This window comes from Rhodopseudomonas pseudopalustris (genome assembly GCF_900110435.1).
Taxonomy (GTDB): domain Bacteria; phylum Pseudomonadota; class Alphaproteobacteria; order Rhizobiales; family Xanthobacteraceae; genus Rhodopseudomonas; species Rhodopseudomonas pseudopalustris.
Window position 1 is genome coordinate 43,531 of record NZ_FODT01000004.1, and the last position, 15,849, is coordinate 59,379.

The following is a 15,849-nucleotide window of genomic DNA, read 5'->3' on the forward strand; positions in this document are numbered from 1 at the left end:
CTAGAGAATTTTGGTGTGAATGGGATCGAGGCATCACAGGTTGGCCGTGTTCCTGGCCTTCGAGCGCCTTGACCAGGCACGGACGGATAAGGAAACGCGCGAGGTTCTCGCGGACGCGCTCGGCGCGTTCGGTTTTGAGTATTTCATAGCCGGGTCCCGCCGCATCGACCCTCATGACTTCGATAGGATGCTGCTTCTGGACGGCTGGCCCAGCCGCTGGCGCAAGCAATATCGGGGGGACAACCTGCTCCAGAAGGACCCCATCGCCCGACACGCTCGCCGAAGCTTGGATCCCTTTCTCTGGAAGGATGTTCCCGTCCAGACCGCGGACGAATTGCGGGTGATGGATTTGGCGGCGGCCGATTACGGGTTTGTGTCGGGCTTCACCGTCCCAATCTATGGGACAACCGGCTACCAGGCTACGTTTTCCGCGACCGGTCGCGACATCGACGCTTCCCGGGATGCTCTTAAAGCCGCCGAATTGCTGGCCCTCTACGCTTACCGCCGCACAATCAGGATCAGGTCGGAGAGCAGGGAATTTGTCCTCACGCGTCGCGAGCGGGAGGTCATGACCTGGGCCGCAGCCGGGAAGTCTGCATGGGATACCGGCGAAATCCTGCAAATCTCGGAACAGACGGTCAAGTGCCATATCTCGTCTGTCCTCGCCAAGCTCAAGGTCTGCTCGAAAGCCCAGGCGATCGTCGAATCGATGCGACGGGGCGAGATTGAGCCTTAGTCAATCCCTCTCCCTCGGGATTAGCCTGTTCAGCCAGAGCCCTGAAGCTTCCGCGCCAACTTGCGCGGGAGCGGCAGATGATCCGGGTTATCAGTCACGAAAATAGCGAGCGCTTTGCACTAACGCTCGACCAGATGTTTAGGCTCCGGCATGAGCTTTTCGTCAAAGAAAGGGGCTGGAAAGACTTCGATAAAGACGGCCTCTATGAGCAGGATCGCTACGACAACGAGCACGCGGTCTATCTCACCTGTCTCGACGACGCGGAAGCCGTTGTAGGCTGCATGAGGCTTTATCCCACTACGTTGCCGCATATGCTCAGCGAGCACTTCAGGGATTTCGTCGACGGCGAAATCCCGAGCTCTGACACCACCATCGAAATGACCCGGCTTGGCATAAGGCCTTCGCGGCGTGGTGGCCGGACCTACCACGAGCTGCTTCTCGGCGTCCTGGAGTATTGCCTTGAGAACCGGATTCAGGAGGCGACCGGCCTGGTGCGGCACGCGCGGATACCCATCGCCCAGGCGATCGGTTTCTACCCTGAGATAATCGGACCCGTCCGGCTCGTCGATGACGACCCGGTTGTGGCCGTACGATTTGATATGACCACGGAAGCGCTTGCGAGGGTGCGCCGCCACAGCGGTATCGCCGGCTCGGTCCTTGAACCGGAATCAATGTCTACCAGAAAGATCGCGTAGGTGCCCTCAGAGCTTGAAGAGGCGAGTAAAGGAGAAACAGCCGCCACTGACCTGGTGGACAGGCTCGTCGACCTATTGAGATTCGCGGAATCGTGCGGTCATCCCTTGACAATCAGACTACTGAAGATGGCTCTCCTCAACGAGGCTCAGTTGCCGAGTTCGATTAGCCATCGGGGCCTTACCTGATGCATGCTTGCACGGGCCGATATACGGAGATCAGGAAACGGATTGAGGCGGAGAAGGCTGAGACGGAGAGACTGCTTAAATTGGAGGCCGATCGGTTGAAGTGTCACACAGACCGTGTCGAGAGTTTCCGGCGTGCCGGAGCGATTAGGGCATTTGTCTCAACCGTGACCAACGTCTTCCGCTCGCCGGGACGGACCCGGCCAAGGTGTCTCAGCGGCGGGATTGGGCGCTGTCTCAGCGGATTGACTGGCCCCAATACCCACGTGCAAGGCCTGGGAAGACATCAACTAGCCGGATGGTTCGGCGACTTTCCGTTAAGCGCATCGCACTTCGGATTCCATTGCCAATGGCCGTAGTTTCCTTACACAAGGATTTACACATGCGAGTTGTCCGATAAAAATCGAAATTTGTTAACTATTTACGCTACACCCGTTAGGGCCTCAAATCCCCACCGCACGCACCGGCGGGTGGCCGGTGGAGGGGCTGTGCATCGCCTGTAATTCGCCGGCAATGGCGGTGTTCAGGACCTGTTCGAGCCGGGTCATGATTCGGGCGATCGGGGCGGCGTCGATCAGGCGGTGGTCGAATCGGATCACCATGTCGAGCCGGCTGTCGTCGCCGAGCCGGCCGTAGCTCAGCATGTAGGGGCCGGGGCTGGTCGGGTACAGGTTGCCGGGGCCGATCGCCGACACCGAGGACAGGCCGAAACTGCCGAAATAATTGGCGCGCTGGCGGGCGAGCGACAGCCCGCTCCACCAGGCGATCCGCCGCAGCGGCCAGGGCAGCGCGCTGATCCGCAGCAGCTTGCGGAACATCGGCACCTCGTTGATCGGCAAGGTCTGCGCCTCGCGGATCAACGCATCGACGCCCGTCAGCGCCAGTTCGTCGGGCGCCACCAGCTTCTGGATCAGCACGCAGTCCTCGCCGTCGATTTCGCGGGCGATCGCGATCGCGCCGACGCTGCGCGGCAGTTCGTAGAAATGCGGCCAAGGGAAATCGACGACCAGCGTACGCAGCACCGGCTGCTCGCGCGCCACCAACGCAAAGGCTTTGGCGATGATCGCGGCGAAGCCGGGCGGCGATGGCAGCCGGGCGCGCGCCTGCGCCAGCGGCGTCAGATCGAGCGTGCGCTGATAGGTGATCAGCGGCACGCCCTCGGAGGCGCGCATCAGATCGGCGATCAGCCGCCGCCGCAGCGAGATGGGTCGAATGGCGCCGCGCACGAGTGGCTAGGGCGCCGGCGTCGCGAGCGGCTTGGTCTTGTCGACCACCCAGACCGCCATCACCTTGGCGCCCTTGTCGCCATGGGCCTTGGCGTCGTGCACCACGCCCGCCGGAATGGAGTAGGAATCGCCGGCCTTGAGGTGCTTGTCGGCCTGGCCGTCGATGCTCATCACTGCTTCACCTTCCAACAGGTACCCGGTTTCGATCCCGGGGTGGGTGTGTCGGCCAATGCTGCCGCCGGACGGAAGTTCCGCGAGACCGCTGACGGTGACATAGCCCTCGGGGAACTCGACCTTCTGCAGCGGTGTCCGCTTGATACCACTTTGTTGAGCGAAGGCGGTGCCGGCGAGTGCGGCGATCGTCAGTGCGATCAGGATTTTTCTGGTCATCGTGGTTCCTCCCTGACTGTGAATCTAGCAGCGCGGGAGGACGCCGAAAAGCACTCAGGCCGGAACCCGGCCGCCGAAATAGGGCGCGAGCGCTGCCGTGAAGCGTGGCAGCCGTCCGGATGTGAATACCATCTCGGCGCCGGGATGATCGCCTTGATGATCGCTTGGGCCGGAGCCAGGACCGAGCAGGGTGACAACCCGGCGGGCGATCGCCGGCGCCGGATCGATCCAGTCGACCGGCCAGGGCGCCAGCCGCATCAGCCGGTCGAGCAAGAGCGGGTAGTGTGTGCAGGCGAGCACGATGGTGTCGGGGCGGCTGCCGTCGGCGTCGACGAAACAGGGCGCGATCTCGGCGTGGATCGCCTCGTCGGCGACATCCGCGCCGCCGAGCGCGGCTTCGGCGAGCGCGGCCAGATGCACGGAGCCGACCAGCGTGACGTCGCAGCCGCCGGCGAAATCGCGGATCAGCGCGCGGGTGTATTCGCGCTTCACCGTGCCGCTGGTGCCGAGCACCGAGACGCGCTTGGTGGTCGACGCCGCACAGGCCGGCTTGATCGCCGGCACCGTGCCGACGAACGGCACGCTGTAGGCGGCGCGCAGATGCGACAGCACCAGCGTCGAGGCGGTGTTGCAGGCGATCACCACGAGGGCGGGGGTGTGGGCGTCGATCAGCTCGCCGATCAGCGGCACCACCCGGCCGACCAGCGCCTCTTCGCTGTGCTGGCCATAGGGAAAGAACGCATCGTCGGCCGCATAGGTGACGTGCGCATCCGGCCGCGCCTTGACGATCTCGCGCAGCACCGTCAGCCCGCCGAGGCCGGAATCGAAGACAAGGATGTTCGGATGCGAGCCCACGTCGCGACCTTATCGCAGCTTGGTTAGTTTTCGGTTGTTTTTCCCGGGACGCTGCCTTGCAGCGGAGGCGGGTGCAGGGTGACGCTTACGGCGCGTTCATGGTCATTCCGGGGCGCGAGCGGAGCTCGCGAACCCGGAATCCATACTCCCTGTGTTCTCGACTGATGCTCGGCGCCGGCCACGCTCTGCGCTGGCCGCGAGTCCAGGGGCTATGGATTCCGGGTTCGCCGCTGCGCGGCGCCCCGGAATGACGAACGAGGTCGGGCCTCGCTCAGCTTTCGCCGAACACCCGCCGGAAGATCGTGTCGACGTGCTTCAGGTGATAGCCGAGGTCGAATTGCTCCTCGATCTCGGCGTCGGTCATGTATGTCTTCATGTCCGGATCGGCCTTCAGCAGCGTCAGGAAGTCGCCTTCGCCGCGCCACACCGGCATCGCGTTGCGCTGCACCAGTCTGTAGCTCTCCTCGCGCGAGCAGCCCTTCTGCGTCAGCGCCGTCAGCAGCCGTTGCGAGTGGATCAGGCCGCCGAGCCGGTCGAGATTCTTGGTCATATTCTCCGGATACACCACCAGCTTCTCGATCACGGAGGCTAAGCGGTTCAGCGCGAAGTCGAGCGTCACCGTGGAGTCCGGCGCGATCATCCGCTCGGCGGAGGAGTGCGAGATATCGCGCTCGTGCCACAGCACGACGTTCTCCATCGCCGGCGTCACATAGGCGCGCACCATGCGGGCGAGGCCGGTGAGATTTTCGGTCAGCACCGGGTTGCGCTTGTGCGGCATCGAGGACGAGCCCTTCTGCCCTTCGGAGAAGAACTCCTCGGCCTCGAGCACTTCGGTGCGCTGCATGTGGCGGATCTCGGTGGCGAGCCGCTCCACCGACGAGGCGATCACGCCGAGCGTGGCGAAGTACATCGCGTGGCGGTCGCGCGGGATCACCTGGGTCGAGACCGGCTCGACCGCGAGCCCCATCGCTTTCGCAACGTGTTCTTCGACGCGCGGATCGATATGCGCGAAGGTGCCGACCGAGCCGGAGATCGCGCAGGTCGCGACTTCCTTGCGGGCGGCGATCAGTCGCTCGCGGGCGCGCGAAAACTCGGCATAGGCGTAGGCCATCTTCAGCCCGAACGTCACCGGCTCGGCATGGATGCCGTGCGAGCGGCCGATCGATGGCGTCAGCCTGTGTTCGTAGGCGCGCGTCTTCAGCGCGGCGAGCACGCGGTCGAGATCGGCGAGCAGGATGTCGGAGGCGCGGACGAGCTGGACGTTGAAGCAGGTGTCGAGCACGTCCGACGAGGTCATGCCCTGATGCACGAAGCGCGACAGCGGGCCGACGAATTCGGCCAGATGCGTCAGAAACGCGATGACGTCGTGCTTGACCTCACGCTCGATCTCGTCGATCCGCGCCACGTCGAATTGCGCGTCCTTGCCCTTGGCCCAGATCGTCTCCGCCGCCTCCTTCGGGATCACGCCGAGCGCGGCCTGGGCGTCCGAGGCGTGCGCCTCGATCTCGAACCAGATCTTGAAGCGGGTGAGCGGCTCCCAAATGGCAGCCATTTCCGGACGGGTGTAGCGCGGGATCATCGCAAGCTCTTCGTGTTGGGGGATTACGCCGCGCTTTAGCAGACCGGGGGCGGGGAGGCGAGTCGAACGGGCAGCTCTCCGGCCTTTCGTTCGTCATTCCGGGGCGCGAGCGCAGCTCCGTAGCCTCGATGAAGCGAGCGCGATCGAAGGCCAGCAGTTCGACGACCCCATCGCGCGCTTTGGGGCGCGGACGCGGCCCCGGATTACGCTGCGCTCCATCCGGGCTACGGGTGTTGACAAAATTCCTATTATGATTATATTCCGGGCCATCCTGTCCGTGAGGGGCGCATCATGAGGCGTCGGATTGCGGGACAGATCGCGAAGGCCGGGTGAGCCGCGAGAACGATGAGGCGTGGCTGTTTGAAAATCGAATTGAAGGTCGCGTTGACGCAAAGCGCTCGCGCTACACTCTGATCGTCATCGCCCGGCTCGACCGGGCGACCCAGTATCCCAGAGCGTCGGTTACTTCGCCGTGTATCGCTACAAGCGCACTGGAATACTGGATCCTCCGCTTTCGCGGAGGATGACGGCAAATTGTGTGGCGCCGCGCATCACCTCTCACGCCCGTCATGCGCGGGCTCGACCCGCGCATCCATCGCGCGAAGCGCGCCGATCGAAGTGCATCTTGCGAAGAGGATGGATTGCCGGGTCAAGCCCGGCAATGACGGTGAATTACTCGATGCGGACGTAGCCCGGATGAGCGCCGCGACATCCGGGAATCGGCGTCAGCCCCGCATATCGCTTCGCTCATGCGGGCTACTTGCTCGTTATCGACCAGCATGCGCATGGCGCTACACTCGCGCTGCCGTCAACTCATCTTACACGGCTTCGCCTCTCGCCAGCGCTGCCGCATTGCGAATCCCGCTGATGTTCGCCTTGTAGCTCTCCACCGTGCCGCCCTTGAACACGGCGGAGCCGGCGACGAAGGCGTTGGCGCCGGCGGCGGCGAGTTGGCCGGCGACCTTGTCGGAGACGCCGCCATCGACCTCGATGTCGATCGGCCGGCCGGCGACCATTGCGCGGACCTGGCGGATCTTCTCGACTGCCGACGGAATGAAGGCCTGGCCGCCGAAGCCGGGATTGACCGACATCACCAGCACCAGATCGATGTCGTCGAGCACATATTCGATCGCGCTCGGATGCGTTCCCGGATTGAGCGAGACGCCGGCCTTCTTGCCGAGCGCGCGGATCGCCTGCAGCGAGCGATGCAGATGCGGGCCGGCCTCGGCGTGCACGGTGATGATGTCGCAGCCGGCCTTGGCGAAGGCCTCGAGGAAGGGATCGCACGGCGCGATCATCAGATGCGCGTCGAACACCTTTTTGGTGTGCGGCCGCATCGCCTTGATGACGTCGGGTCCGTAGGAAATGTTCGGCACGAAATGCCCGTCCATCACGTCGAGATGGATCCAGTCGCAGCCGGCCTGATCGACCGCGCGGACCTCTTCGCCCAATTTCGAGAAATCGGAGGCGAGGATCGACGGCGCAATCACGAGGGGGCGGGGCGCGAGCTGGGTCATGGGCGTTTCCGGTCGGGCGTGAGAGGGATCAGCCTCGCTATCACGCGGACCCGGACCTCGCAATGCGGGCCGGCAAGGGGCGCGGCGCGCAATGCGGCCGGCACGTTCTGCCGGAGCGGCAGAAATTTCCGCCCAGGCGGTGGCCTTCCGCGGCAAAAATCCCAGCATTTCCAATCGCTCGGGCGTTGGCACGGCGATTGCTCAAGGTGGACCAGGGAATGCGGGTGATTAGTTGCGGCCGCAGACTGCGGCGTAAAGCGGAGTCTTGCCATGATGCCAGCCCTTGGCGCGCTGGGTGCGCTGTCCGGATTGCTCAGTTCGCTGAGTTCGTCGTCGTCGTCGAAGGCATCTGCGAAGACCACCAGCCTGACCAACCCGTTCGAATCCTCCAGCTCGAACCCCAGCTCCAGCAGCAATGCGCTGCAGGGCTCGTCCGGCAGCAACAGCGCGTTTCCATCGAGCGGCCTGTCGCCGGAGGTCCTGAAGGCGCTGCTTGCCGCGCAGCAGAACCAGGCCTCGACGAGCGATCCGTCGACCACCGCCACGAAGAGCCGCGACGCCGCGCTGAAGGATTTGTTCTCGCAGCTCGATGGCGACGGCGACGGCGCGATCAGCAAGGCCGAATTCGAGGACAAGCTCGGCGCCGGCGGCACCAATATCAGCAATGCCGACAAGGTGTTCGCCAAACTCGATAGCAATGGCGACGGCTCGGTCCGTCTCAACGAACTGTCGTCGGCGTTGAAACCGGGCAAGGGCCATCATCACGGGAAGGACGGCGGCAATCCCGGCGGTGGCTCCAGCGATCCGCTGATGCAGGCGCTGTCAGGCTCGTCGTCGACCAGCGTGAAAAACGCAGACGGCACGGTGACGACCTCGATCACCTATGCGGACGGCTCCAAAGTATCGATGACGTCGGCTGCGGGCGCGAGCAGTTCCAGCGCGACGTCGTCCTACAATTTCGTCGAGCAACTGATCCAGCGTCAGGCAACGCATCTGCAGAGCGCTACGGCGTCCTCGCTGTCGGTCAGCGCCTAGAGCATGATCCCGAAAAGTGGACACCGGTTTTCGGGATAGATCATGAACCGGAAGAACTCTAACGCCTGAAGCGATCCCGCCACGCCGGCTGCGCATCCGCGAATGGCAGGGCGGTCGCCTCGAAGACCCCGCGTGCGATCGCCCGCGCCACGGTGTTGGCGGCGATCGCGCCGAGTTCGGTCAGCCCGGCCAAAGGATCGACCGGCTTGACGCCGGTTGCAGCCGCGAACACGACGTCGCCGTCGAGCGGCGCATGGACCGGATAGATCGCCCGCGCAAAGCCGGTCTGCGCCATCATCGCCAGCCGCTTCACTTGCGTCTTGGTCAGCGCGGCGTCGGTGACGATGGTCACCAGCGTGGTGTTCTCCGCGGTCGCCGCAGCGGCGCCCTTCAGCTTCACCGCCAGCATCTCCGGCGTGAAGTGCTGCGGCATCCCGTGGCCACCGAATTCGTCGCCGACTTCGTAGGGCGCCGACCAGAACCATGGCCCGTCGCCGATCGTGACACTGCCGATCGCATTCACCGCCGCGATCGCGCCGACCATGATGCCGCCCGGCGTTTGCGCCGAGGCGGAGCCGAGCCCGCCTTTGTAGTTTGCCGTCGTCGCGCCGAGTCCCGCGCCGACGCTGCCGAGCGCGAAGTCGTCGCTGGCGGCGGCCGCCGCCGCATAGCCGAGCTCGCGATAGGGCGAGAACCGGCCCCACGCTTTGTCGCCGCCATTGAGCATGTCGAACACGACGCCGCCCGGCACGATCGGAATCGTGGCGTTGCCGATCGCAAAGCCGCGGCCCTGTTCGGCGAGCCACGCCTGCGCGCCGCCGCCGGAATCGAGTCCGAAGGCCGAGCCGCCGGATAGCGTGAAGCCGTCCACCTGTTCGACGGTGTTCACCGGCTCCAGCAGCACGCCGTCGCGAATGCCAGGCCCGCCTCCGCGCACGTCGATCGACGCGACCGCCGGCTTGTCGAACAAGATCGCAGTGACTCCCGAGGCGAGCCCGGCGTCGTGGGCGTGGCCGACGCGAACGCCGGCGATGTCAGTGATGAGATTCTTCAAGGCGGTTCCAAAGGCGGGTTGAATGGTGGAGAGGTCGGCGAGGGCGGTGCGCGACTTGGGCCATCATCGGCCAAAACGCTTCGGCGAGGCAATCCCTCACGCCGCGATCACAAGCTGCGGAAGGCGGTCGCGCCGGGCCTTGCGCCGGCGCTGGCGTCAGGTGCATGTAGCCGCATGATTCACGACGTCTCGATCCTCGCGGCGCTGATCGCCGGTCTGGTCAGCTTCCTGTCGCCCTGCGTGCTGCCGCTGGTGCCGCCGTACCTGATCTATCTGACCGGCGCGACCATCGAGCATGTCGCCGCTGACGAGTCCGAGCGCAGCTCGAAACGCGCGGTGATGATCTCCGCGGTGATGTTCGTGCTCGGCTTTTCGACGGTATTCGTGGCGCTCGGAGCCAGCGCCAGCCTGGTCGGTGGCCTGATCCGCGCCTGGTCGGCGGAGCTTGCGATCGTCGCCGGCATCGTCATCATCCTGATGGGGCTGCACTTCCTGGGGCTGACGAAGATCGGCATCCTGATGCGCGAGGGACGGCTGCCGATCCCGAAGCCGGTCGGGCTGTGGGGCGCCTATGTGATGGGGCTGGCCTTCGCCTTCGGCTGGACGCCGTGCATCGGCCCGATCCTCGCCGCGATCCTGTCGGTCGCCGCCGCCGAAGCCACGGTGGCGAAGGGCGCGGGACTGCTCGCGATCTACTCGCTCGGCCTCGGCGTGCCGTTCCTGCTCGCGGCGTTGATGATCGAGCAGTTCTCCGGCCTGTTCGCGCGGATGAAGAAACATCTCGCGACGGTCGAGCGGGTGATGGGCGCGCTGATGGTGCTGACCGGCATCGGCTTCCTCACCGGCGCCATCACCGACGTCAGCGTCTGGCTGCTGAACACGTTCCCGGCGTTGGGAAATATCGGGTAGTCCTGCGAGCGCTGTCTGCGACTTCGTCGCTTGCGCCCAGGGCCGTCATCCTCCGCGAATGCGGCGGATCCAGTATTCCAGAGTGTCCGTTGTTGTTGCGTGGGTTGAAATCTGGAGCGCTCCGGAGTGCCGGGCCGCCCGGTCGAGCCGGGCGGTGACAGGTTGTGGGTGGTGACAGTCCGCGTTGCTTGCATCAATATTCGCAACGCGACCCGCCTCACATTCACTTGCCGGGATTGATCTCGGTATAGCTGCCCTTGGCGTCCCATTTGTAGACGACGTAGTCGATCGCCTTGATGTCGCCCTTGGCGTCGAATGCCAGCTTGCCGAGCACGGTGTCCCACTCGCCGGCCTTGATGGCGTCCATCACCTTCTTCGGGTCGGTGGAGTTAGCCTTGGCGGCGGCTTGCGACCAGACCTGGAAGGCGGCGTAGGTGTAGAGCGTGTAGCCTTCGGGATCGACGTTCTTGGCCTTGAACTTCTCGACGATCGCCTTCGCGGTCGGCTTGTTGCGCGGGTCGGGGCCGAAAGTGAACAGCGTGCCCTCGGCGAGCGGTCCGGTGATCGAGGCGAACTCCTTGTCGTTGAGCGCGTCGCCGGCCATCAGCACGGTCTTCATGCCCTGGTCGCGCATCTGGCGCAGGATCAGCCCGGCCTCCTGGTGATAGCCGCCGATATAGACGAGATCGATGTTGTCGCGCTTCAGCCGCGACACGATCGAATTAAAGTCCTTGTCGCCCTTGTTGTAGGATTCGAACAGCTTCTCCTTGAAGCCGGCCTTGTTGAGCGCCTTCTTGGCCTCGTCGGCGAGGCCCTTGCCGTAAGTGGTCCTGTCGTTGAGGATCGCGACGTTCTTGTCCTTGTAGTGCTTGAGGATGTAGTCAGCGCCGACCAGGCCCTGCTGATCGTCGCGGCCGCAGATCCGCAGCACGTTCCACAGCTTGCGCTCGGTGAAAGTCGGGTTGGTCGAGGCCGGGGTGATCTGCAGCACATTGCCGTCGGCATAGGCTTCCGACGCCGGGATCGACGACGACGAGCAGAAGTGTCCGGCGACGAATGGAATGCCTTCGCCCGCGAATTTCTCGGCGATCGAGCGCGCCTGCTTCGGATCGCAGGCGTCGTCGCCGACCTGCAGCGCCAGCTTCTTGCCGAGCACGCCGCCGGCGGCGTTGAGATCGGCGACCGCCTGAAGGGCGCCGTTGTGCAATTGCCGTCCGAACGCCGACTCGGGGCCGGTCATCGGACCGGCGACCGCGATCTTGAGATCGTCCGCGAGCGCCGTCGTCGAGAGCGCCAGCGACGCACCGACTGCCAAACCGAGAAGCTTGAGTTTCATGGAATGATCCCTGCGATGAGCTTTCAAGATGAGCCGCGTTCGAAGCCGTCGAAGCACGGAACTGGCGGTCATTGTTGGCTGATTTTCCCGCCAAGTCATCGACAAAATGCGCGGTTTGCCGCAGGGCTGTGGCACATTCTGCCGCAGCCCTTCAGGTGTGCTGTCACACCTTGCGGCCGCCTTCGAGATAGGCGGCGCGGACTTCCGGGCGCGCCAGCAATTCCGCGCCGCTGCCGCTCATGGTGATCAGCCCGTTGACCAGCACGTAGCCGCGATGCGCCAGCCGCAGCGCATGGTTGGCGTTCTGCTCGACGATCAGTACGGTCAGGCCGTCCTGTTTGTTCAGGGCGCGGATCGCCTCGAAGATCTGACGTGTGATCAACGGCGCGAGGCCGAGCGAGGGCTCGTCGAGCAGGAGCAGCCGCGGCCGGCTCATCAGCGCGCGGCCGATCGCCAGCATCTGCTGTTCGCCGCCGCTCAGGGTGCCGCCGCGCTGGCTGTAGCGTTCGCGCAGGCGCGGGAACAGCGTCAGCACGCGCTCCAGCACTGCGGCGCGTTCGGCGTCGGTGCTGTTGCCGGCGTCGGCGCCCATCTGCAAATTCTCGGCGACGCTCATGCGCTGGAAGATGCGCCGGCCTTCCGGCGATTGCGCGATGCTCATCCGCGCGATCTGGTGCGTCGGGGTGTCGGTGATGTCGACGCCGTCGAACACGATCCGACCGGTTTTGGCGCGCGGCTTGCCGAAGATCGTCATCATCAGCGTCGACTTGCCGGCGCCGTTGGCGCCGATCAGCGCGACGATTTCGCCGGGCTTGATGTCGAGATCGACGCCCTTCAGCGCCTCGATCTTGCCGTAGGCCGCGCGCAGGTTTTCGATCGAGAGCAGCGGCGCGGTCACAGTCCGAGCTCCTGCTCGACGGCCTCGACCTCTTCGTCTTCGACGCCGAGATAGGCGGCGATGACGCGCTGGTCGTCGCGGATCTGTTGCGGCGTGCCGTCGGCGATCTTGACGCCGTAGTCGAGCACGACGACGGCGTCGGAGATTTCCATCACCACGCTCATGTCGTGCTCGATCAGCAGGATCGAGGTGCCCTGGTCGTCGCGGATCGACAGCAGCAGTTCGCTGAGCGCGGCGCTCTCGCGCGCGTTGAGGCCGGCGGCGGGTTCGTCGAGGCACAGCAGCACGGGGTCCGTGCACATCGCCCGCGCGATCTCGAGCCGCCGCTGGTCGCCATAGGGCAGATTGCCGGCGGCATCATCGGCACGCTCCAACAGGCCGATCTGCTTCAGCCAGAAGGTGGCGCGCTCGATCGCCTGTTTTTCCGCAGCGCGCCAGGACGGCGCGCCGATCAGACCGAGGAAGGTGAGACCGGAGGCGCGCATCAGCGCGTTATGCTGCGCCACCATCAGGTTCTCCAGCGCCGTCATGCCGGCGAACAGCCGGATGTTCTGGAAAGTGCGCGCAACTTTGGCGATCTTGGTGATGCGGAAGTCGTTGAGTTTGTCGAGCCGGTAGCTGTCGCCGCCCGGATGCGTGAGGTTGATAGCGCCGGCGCTCGGTTTGTAGAAGCCGGTGATGCAGTTGAACACCGTGGTTTTTCCGGCGCCGTTCGGGCCGATCAGCGCGGTGATCTTGCCGCGCTGTGCCGCGAACGACAGTTCGTTGACGGCAATGATGCCGCCGAAGCGCATGGTCAGTCTGTCGACGCAGAGAATGTCGTTGTCGTCGCTCATCCGTGGCCTTCCTTGACGAGGTCGGACGAGATCGTCTGATTGCGCTCGAGATACACGGTCGGCGCGCGATGGCCGATCAGGCCGCGCGGCCGCCAGACCATCAGGAACACCATCGACAGGCCGAACACCAGCATTCGGAACTGATCGAGGCCGCGGAACAGTTCGAAGCCGCCGATCAGCGTCAGCGCGGCGAGGGCGACGCCGAGCTGCGAGCCCATGCCGCCGAGCACGACGATCGCCAGCACCAGCGCCGATTCCTGAAAGGTGAAGGATTCCGGAGAGATGAAGCCCTGCCGCGTCGCGAAGAAGGCGCCGGCGAAGCCGCCGAACATCGCACCGGTGGCGAATGCTGTCAGCTTGGTCGTGGTGGTGTTGATGCCGAGCGCGCGGCAGGCGACTTCGTCCTCGCGCAGCGCTTCCCAGGCGCGGCCGATCGGCAGCCGTCTCAGCCGGATCGTGGCCCAGTTGGTCACCAGCGCCAGCGCCAGGATCAGATAGAACAAGAACACCAGCCGCTGCGATGGCGAGAACGGAATTCCGAGCAGCGCGGCGAGGCCGTTTTCGCCGGGCACCAGCGGAATGCCGAACAAGGTCGGTCGCGGAATGCCGCTGACGCCGTTCGGGCCGCCGGTGAGGCTCTGCCAGTTGATGATGACGAGGCGGATGATCTCGCCGAACGCGAGCGTGACGATGGCGAGATAGTCGCCGCGCAGCCGCAGCACCGGGAAGCCGAGCAGCACGCCCCAGAACGCGGCGAGAATGCCGGCGAGCGGCAGGCAGACCCAGAACGACAGCCCGAAATTGGTGGCGAGCAACGCGTAGGAATAGGCGCCGACGGCATAGAACGCGACATAGCCGAGGTCGAGCAAGCCGGCGAGGCCGACCACGATGTTCAGCCCCCAGCCGAGCATCACGTAAGTCAGCACCAGGATGCCGAGGTCGAGAATGTAGCGCTGGTCGTAGAAGATCACCGGCACCAGAAAGGTGAAGATCAGCAGAGCCGGGGCGACGGCGCGGCCGGCGACAGCGAGCGTCTTACGTGCGCCTTCGGGCATTAGCCTCGGCGTATCGACTGGACCCCACCAGCGTCGCAGCAATTCGACCACGATCGAACCAACGAACACCGCTGCGACCATGCCGGCGAGTTCCTGGAATCGGGTCCAGTAGATCAGTTGCCCTTCGGGGCCTGCTTCGGTCCGCACGCCGATCATCAGCGAAAACAGAACCAGCGCGACGAGGGCGCTGATCAGGGCTTTTTTGAAGATGAAACCGGCGCCGGCTTGGGCGGCGGCCTTCGACTCGGCGGGGGCAATGCTGGCCACGCGCACCACTCAGACTTTTTCGACTTCCGGCCGGCCCAACAGGCCGGTCGGCATGAAGATCAGCACCACGATCAGAATCGAGAACGCCGCGACGTCCTTGTACTCGACCGAGAAATAGGCCGACCACATCGTCTCGATCAGTCCGATCAGGAGGCCGCCGAGCATCGCGCCCGGCAGCGAGCCGATGCCGCCCAGCACGGCGGCGGTGAACGCCTTGATGCCGGCGACGAAGCCCATGAAGAAATCGACCAGGCCGTAATACAGCAGGTACATCATGCCCGCGACCGAGGCGAGCGCAGCGCCGATCACGAAGGTCATCGAGATGGTGCGGTCGACGTCGACGCCGAGTAGGGACGCCATGGTCTGGTCCTGCTCGCAGGCGCGCATGTCGCGGCCGAGCCGGGTCTTCGCCACCAGCCAGGTGAAGATCGCGAGCAGCACGATGGTGGTGATCACCACCAGGATCTGGACGTTGGAGAGCTGCACGTTGAAGCCGTCGGCGCTCTCGTGCAGCGTGTAGCCGCCGGTGATGATCGGCGGCACCGGCTTCACCCGTGCGCCCTGCGCCACCTGCGAGTAGTTCATCAGCACGAACGACATGCCGATCGCCGACAGCATCGGGGCGAGTCGGAATGAATGCCGCAGCGGCCGGTAGGCGATGCGCTCGACGGTCCAGCCGTAGAGCGCGGTGATCGCCATCGACACCAGCAGCACCACCAGCAGGATCAGCGGCACGAAGGTGAGGCCGAACGACACCAGGATCAAAAAGCTGATCAGGGCGATGAAGCCGCCGATCATGAAAATGTCGCCATGGGCGAAATTGATCATGCCGACGATGCCGTAAACCATCGTGTAGCCGATCGCGATCAGGCCGTAGATTGAGCCGAGGACAAGGCCGTTGATGAGCTGCTGGGCGAAATAGTCCATGCGCTACCGTGGTCTGACGTCCAAAGGGATTCGAATATTGCACGCGCGGCGTGCAACCGTCAAGGGCAACCGCTCGCGCTGAATGCACGATGCGGCGAGCGGCCCGACAGTCGGCACATCGCTGCGCTTATCGGATTTTGTAACAGTGGGAAGTGGTTACGGCAACAGCCGGCCAATGCTACCTTCTTCCCGTTGACGACGGTCGCGCACGCAGTCGGTTCATGTCGACACGCGATGGTCGTGGAAACGCCCCGCAAGCATCGCGCCACCCGCACGGCGTTGCGCCGGCAAAGCCGGATCGGGCTTTGAATGAGACTTGGAAATCCGCTGAAAAGCGCGAGTGTCGGTCAA

The 15,849-nt window shown here is 64.6% G+C and carries 15 protein-coding genes; 4 read left to right on the forward strand and 11 right to left on the reverse strand.

Going from position 1 to position 15,849, the window contains the following annotated elements:
- The first annotated feature begins 46 nt into the window (after positions 1-46).
- Together BMY71_RS09085 and BMY71_RS09090 are read left to right on the forward strand one after the other, a co-directional pair.
- Positions 47-736 (forward strand): helix-turn-helix transcriptional regulator, encoded by a 690-nt coding sequence (locus BMY71_RS09085; RefSeq protein ID WP_244526026.1) that lies wholly within the window; start codon positions 47-49, stop codon positions 734-736.
- A gap of 77 nt (positions 737-813) precedes the next feature.
- Positions 814-1,431, forward strand: a complete 618-nt coding sequence (locus BMY71_RS09090; RefSeq protein ID WP_092683231.1) for an acyl-homoserine-lactone synthase — start codon at positions 814-816, stop codon at positions 1,429-1,431.
- Positions 1,432-2,057: 626 nt separating this feature from the next.
- Here BMY71_RS09090 and BMY71_RS09100 read toward each other — a convergent pair.
- From BMY71_RS09100 to rpe, 5 genes are all read right to left on the reverse strand, one after another.
- Positions 2,058-2,840 carry an acyltransferase gene (locus tag BMY71_RS09100; RefSeq protein WP_092683235.1) on the reverse strand — a complete coding sequence of 261 codons (783 nt, stop codon included), beginning with the start codon at positions 2,838-2,840 and terminating at the stop codon, positions 2,058-2,060.
- Between the two features lie 6 nt (positions 2,841-2,846).
- On the reverse strand, positions 2,847-3,230 hold the full coding sequence (locus BMY71_RS09105) for a cupin domain-containing protein (protein ID WP_092683237.1): 384 nt from the start codon (positions 3,228-3,230) through the stop codon (positions 2,847-2,849).
- A 54-nt stretch (positions 3,231-3,284) separates the two neighbouring features.
- A complete protein-coding gene (gene murI / locus BMY71_RS09110; protein ID WP_092683239.1) occupies positions 3,285-4,085 on the reverse strand; it encodes a glutamate racemase in 801 nt (266 codons plus the stop codon).
- A gap of 271 nt (positions 4,086-4,356) precedes the next feature.
- A complete protein-coding gene (gene purB, locus BMY71_RS09115) occupies positions 4,357-5,664 on the reverse strand; it encodes an adenylosuccinate lyase (protein WP_092683241.1) in 1,308 nt (435 codons plus the stop codon).
- Positions 5,665-6,482: 818 nt separating this feature from the next.
- Positions 6,483-7,181: a ribulose-phosphate 3-epimerase gene (gene rpe / locus BMY71_RS09120; RefSeq protein ID WP_092683243.1), complete on the reverse strand. Its 699-nt coding sequence runs from the start codon at positions 7,179-7,181 to the stop codon at positions 6,483-6,485.
- A 270-nt stretch (positions 7,182-7,451) separates the two neighbouring features.
- Here rpe and BMY71_RS09125 point away from each other — a divergent pair, with 270 nt between their 5' ends.
- Positions 7,452-8,216, forward strand: coding sequence for an EF-hand domain-containing protein (locus BMY71_RS09125; RefSeq protein WP_092683245.1), 765 nt, complete (start codon positions 7,452-7,454; stop codon positions 8,214-8,216).
- A 58-nt stretch (positions 8,217-8,274) separates the two neighbouring features.
- On the opposite strand, the gene BMY71_RS09130 is transcribed toward BMY71_RS09125, so the two are convergent.
- A complete protein-coding gene (locus tag BMY71_RS09130; protein ID WP_092683247.1) occupies positions 8,275-9,270 on the reverse strand; it encodes a P1 family peptidase in 996 nt (331 codons plus the stop codon).
- A gap of 174 nt (positions 9,271-9,444) precedes the next feature.
- Here BMY71_RS09130 and BMY71_RS09135 point away from each other — a divergent pair, with 174 nt between their 5' ends.
- Positions 9,445-10,179, forward strand: coding sequence for a cytochrome c biogenesis CcdA family protein (locus tag BMY71_RS09135; protein WP_011502194.1), 735 nt, complete (start codon positions 9,445-9,447; stop codon positions 10,177-10,179).
- A 223-nt stretch (positions 10,180-10,402) separates the two neighbouring features.
- Here BMY71_RS09135 and BMY71_RS09140 read toward each other — a convergent pair whose 3' ends face one another.
- The 5 genes from BMY71_RS09140 to BMY71_RS09160 form a co-directional block, all read right to left on the reverse strand.
- Positions 10,403-11,515, reverse strand: coding sequence for a branched-chain amino acid ABC transporter substrate-binding protein (locus BMY71_RS09140; protein WP_092683249.1), 1,113 nt, complete (start codon positions 11,513-11,515; stop codon positions 10,403-10,405).
- Positions 11,516-11,678: 163 nt separating this feature from the next.
- Positions 11,679-12,413: an ABC transporter ATP-binding protein gene (locus BMY71_RS09145; protein ID WP_092683251.1), complete on the reverse strand. Its 735-nt coding sequence runs from the start codon at positions 12,411-12,413 to the stop codon at positions 11,679-11,681.
- On the reverse strand, positions 12,410-13,249 hold the full coding sequence (locus BMY71_RS09150) for an ABC transporter ATP-binding protein (RefSeq protein WP_092683253.1): 840 nt from the start codon (positions 13,247-13,249) through the stop codon (positions 12,410-12,412). Before BMY71_RS09150 ends, BMY71_RS09145 begins: the two co-directional genes overlap by 4 nt.
- Entirely contained in the window at positions 13,246-14,571 is a 1,326-nt protein-coding gene (gene livM, locus BMY71_RS09155; RefSeq protein WP_092683684.1) for a high-affinity branched-chain amino acid ABC transporter permease LivM, read from the reverse strand. The genes BMY71_RS09150 and livM overlap by 4 nt, the downstream gene beginning before the upstream one ends.
- A gap of 9 nt (positions 14,572-14,580) precedes the next feature.
- Positions 14,581-15,498: an ABC transporter permease subunit gene (locus tag BMY71_RS09160; RefSeq protein WP_011502199.1), complete on the reverse strand. Its 918-nt coding sequence runs from the start codon at positions 15,496-15,498 to the stop codon at positions 14,581-14,583.
- Positions 15,499-15,849: the final 351 nt, after the last annotated feature.

Excerpts from the sequence above, each read along its gene's own strand:
- BMY71_RS09160 (WP_011502199.1), bottom strand. The coding sequence starts at position 15,498 with ATGGACTATTTCGCCCAGCAGCTCATCAACGGCCTTGTCCTCGGCTCA.
- rpe (WP_092683243.1), bottom strand. The coding sequence starts at position 7,181 with ATGACCCAGCTCGCGCCCCGCCCCCTCGTGATTGCGCCGTCGATCCTC.
- BMY71_RS09140 (WP_092683249.1), bottom strand. The coding sequence starts at position 11,515 with ATGAAACTCAAGCTTCTCGGTTTGGCAGTCGGTGCGTCGCTGGCGCTC.
- BMY71_RS09105 (WP_092683237.1), bottom strand. The coding sequence starts at position 3,230 with ATGACCAGAAAAATCCTGATCGCACTGACGATCGCCGCACTCGCCGGC.
- BMY71_RS09135 (WP_011502194.1), top strand. The coding sequence starts at position 9,445 with ATGATTCACGACGTCTCGATCCTCGCGGCGCTGATCGCCGGTCTGGTC.
- BMY71_RS09090 (WP_092683231.1), top strand. The coding sequence starts at position 814 with ATGATCCGGGTTATCAGTCACGAAAATAGCGAGCGCTTTGCACTAACG.
- purB (WP_092683241.1), bottom strand. The coding sequence starts at position 5,664 with ATGATCCCGCGCTACACCCGTCCGGAAATGGCTGCCATTTGGGAGCCG.
- BMY71_RS09150 (WP_092683253.1), bottom strand. The coding sequence starts at position 13,249 with ATGAGCGACGACAACGACATTCTCTGCGTCGACAGACTGACCATGCGC.
- BMY71_RS09125 (WP_092683245.1), top strand. The coding sequence starts at position 7,452 with ATGATGCCAGCCCTTGGCGCGCTGGGTGCGCTGTCCGGATTGCTCAGT.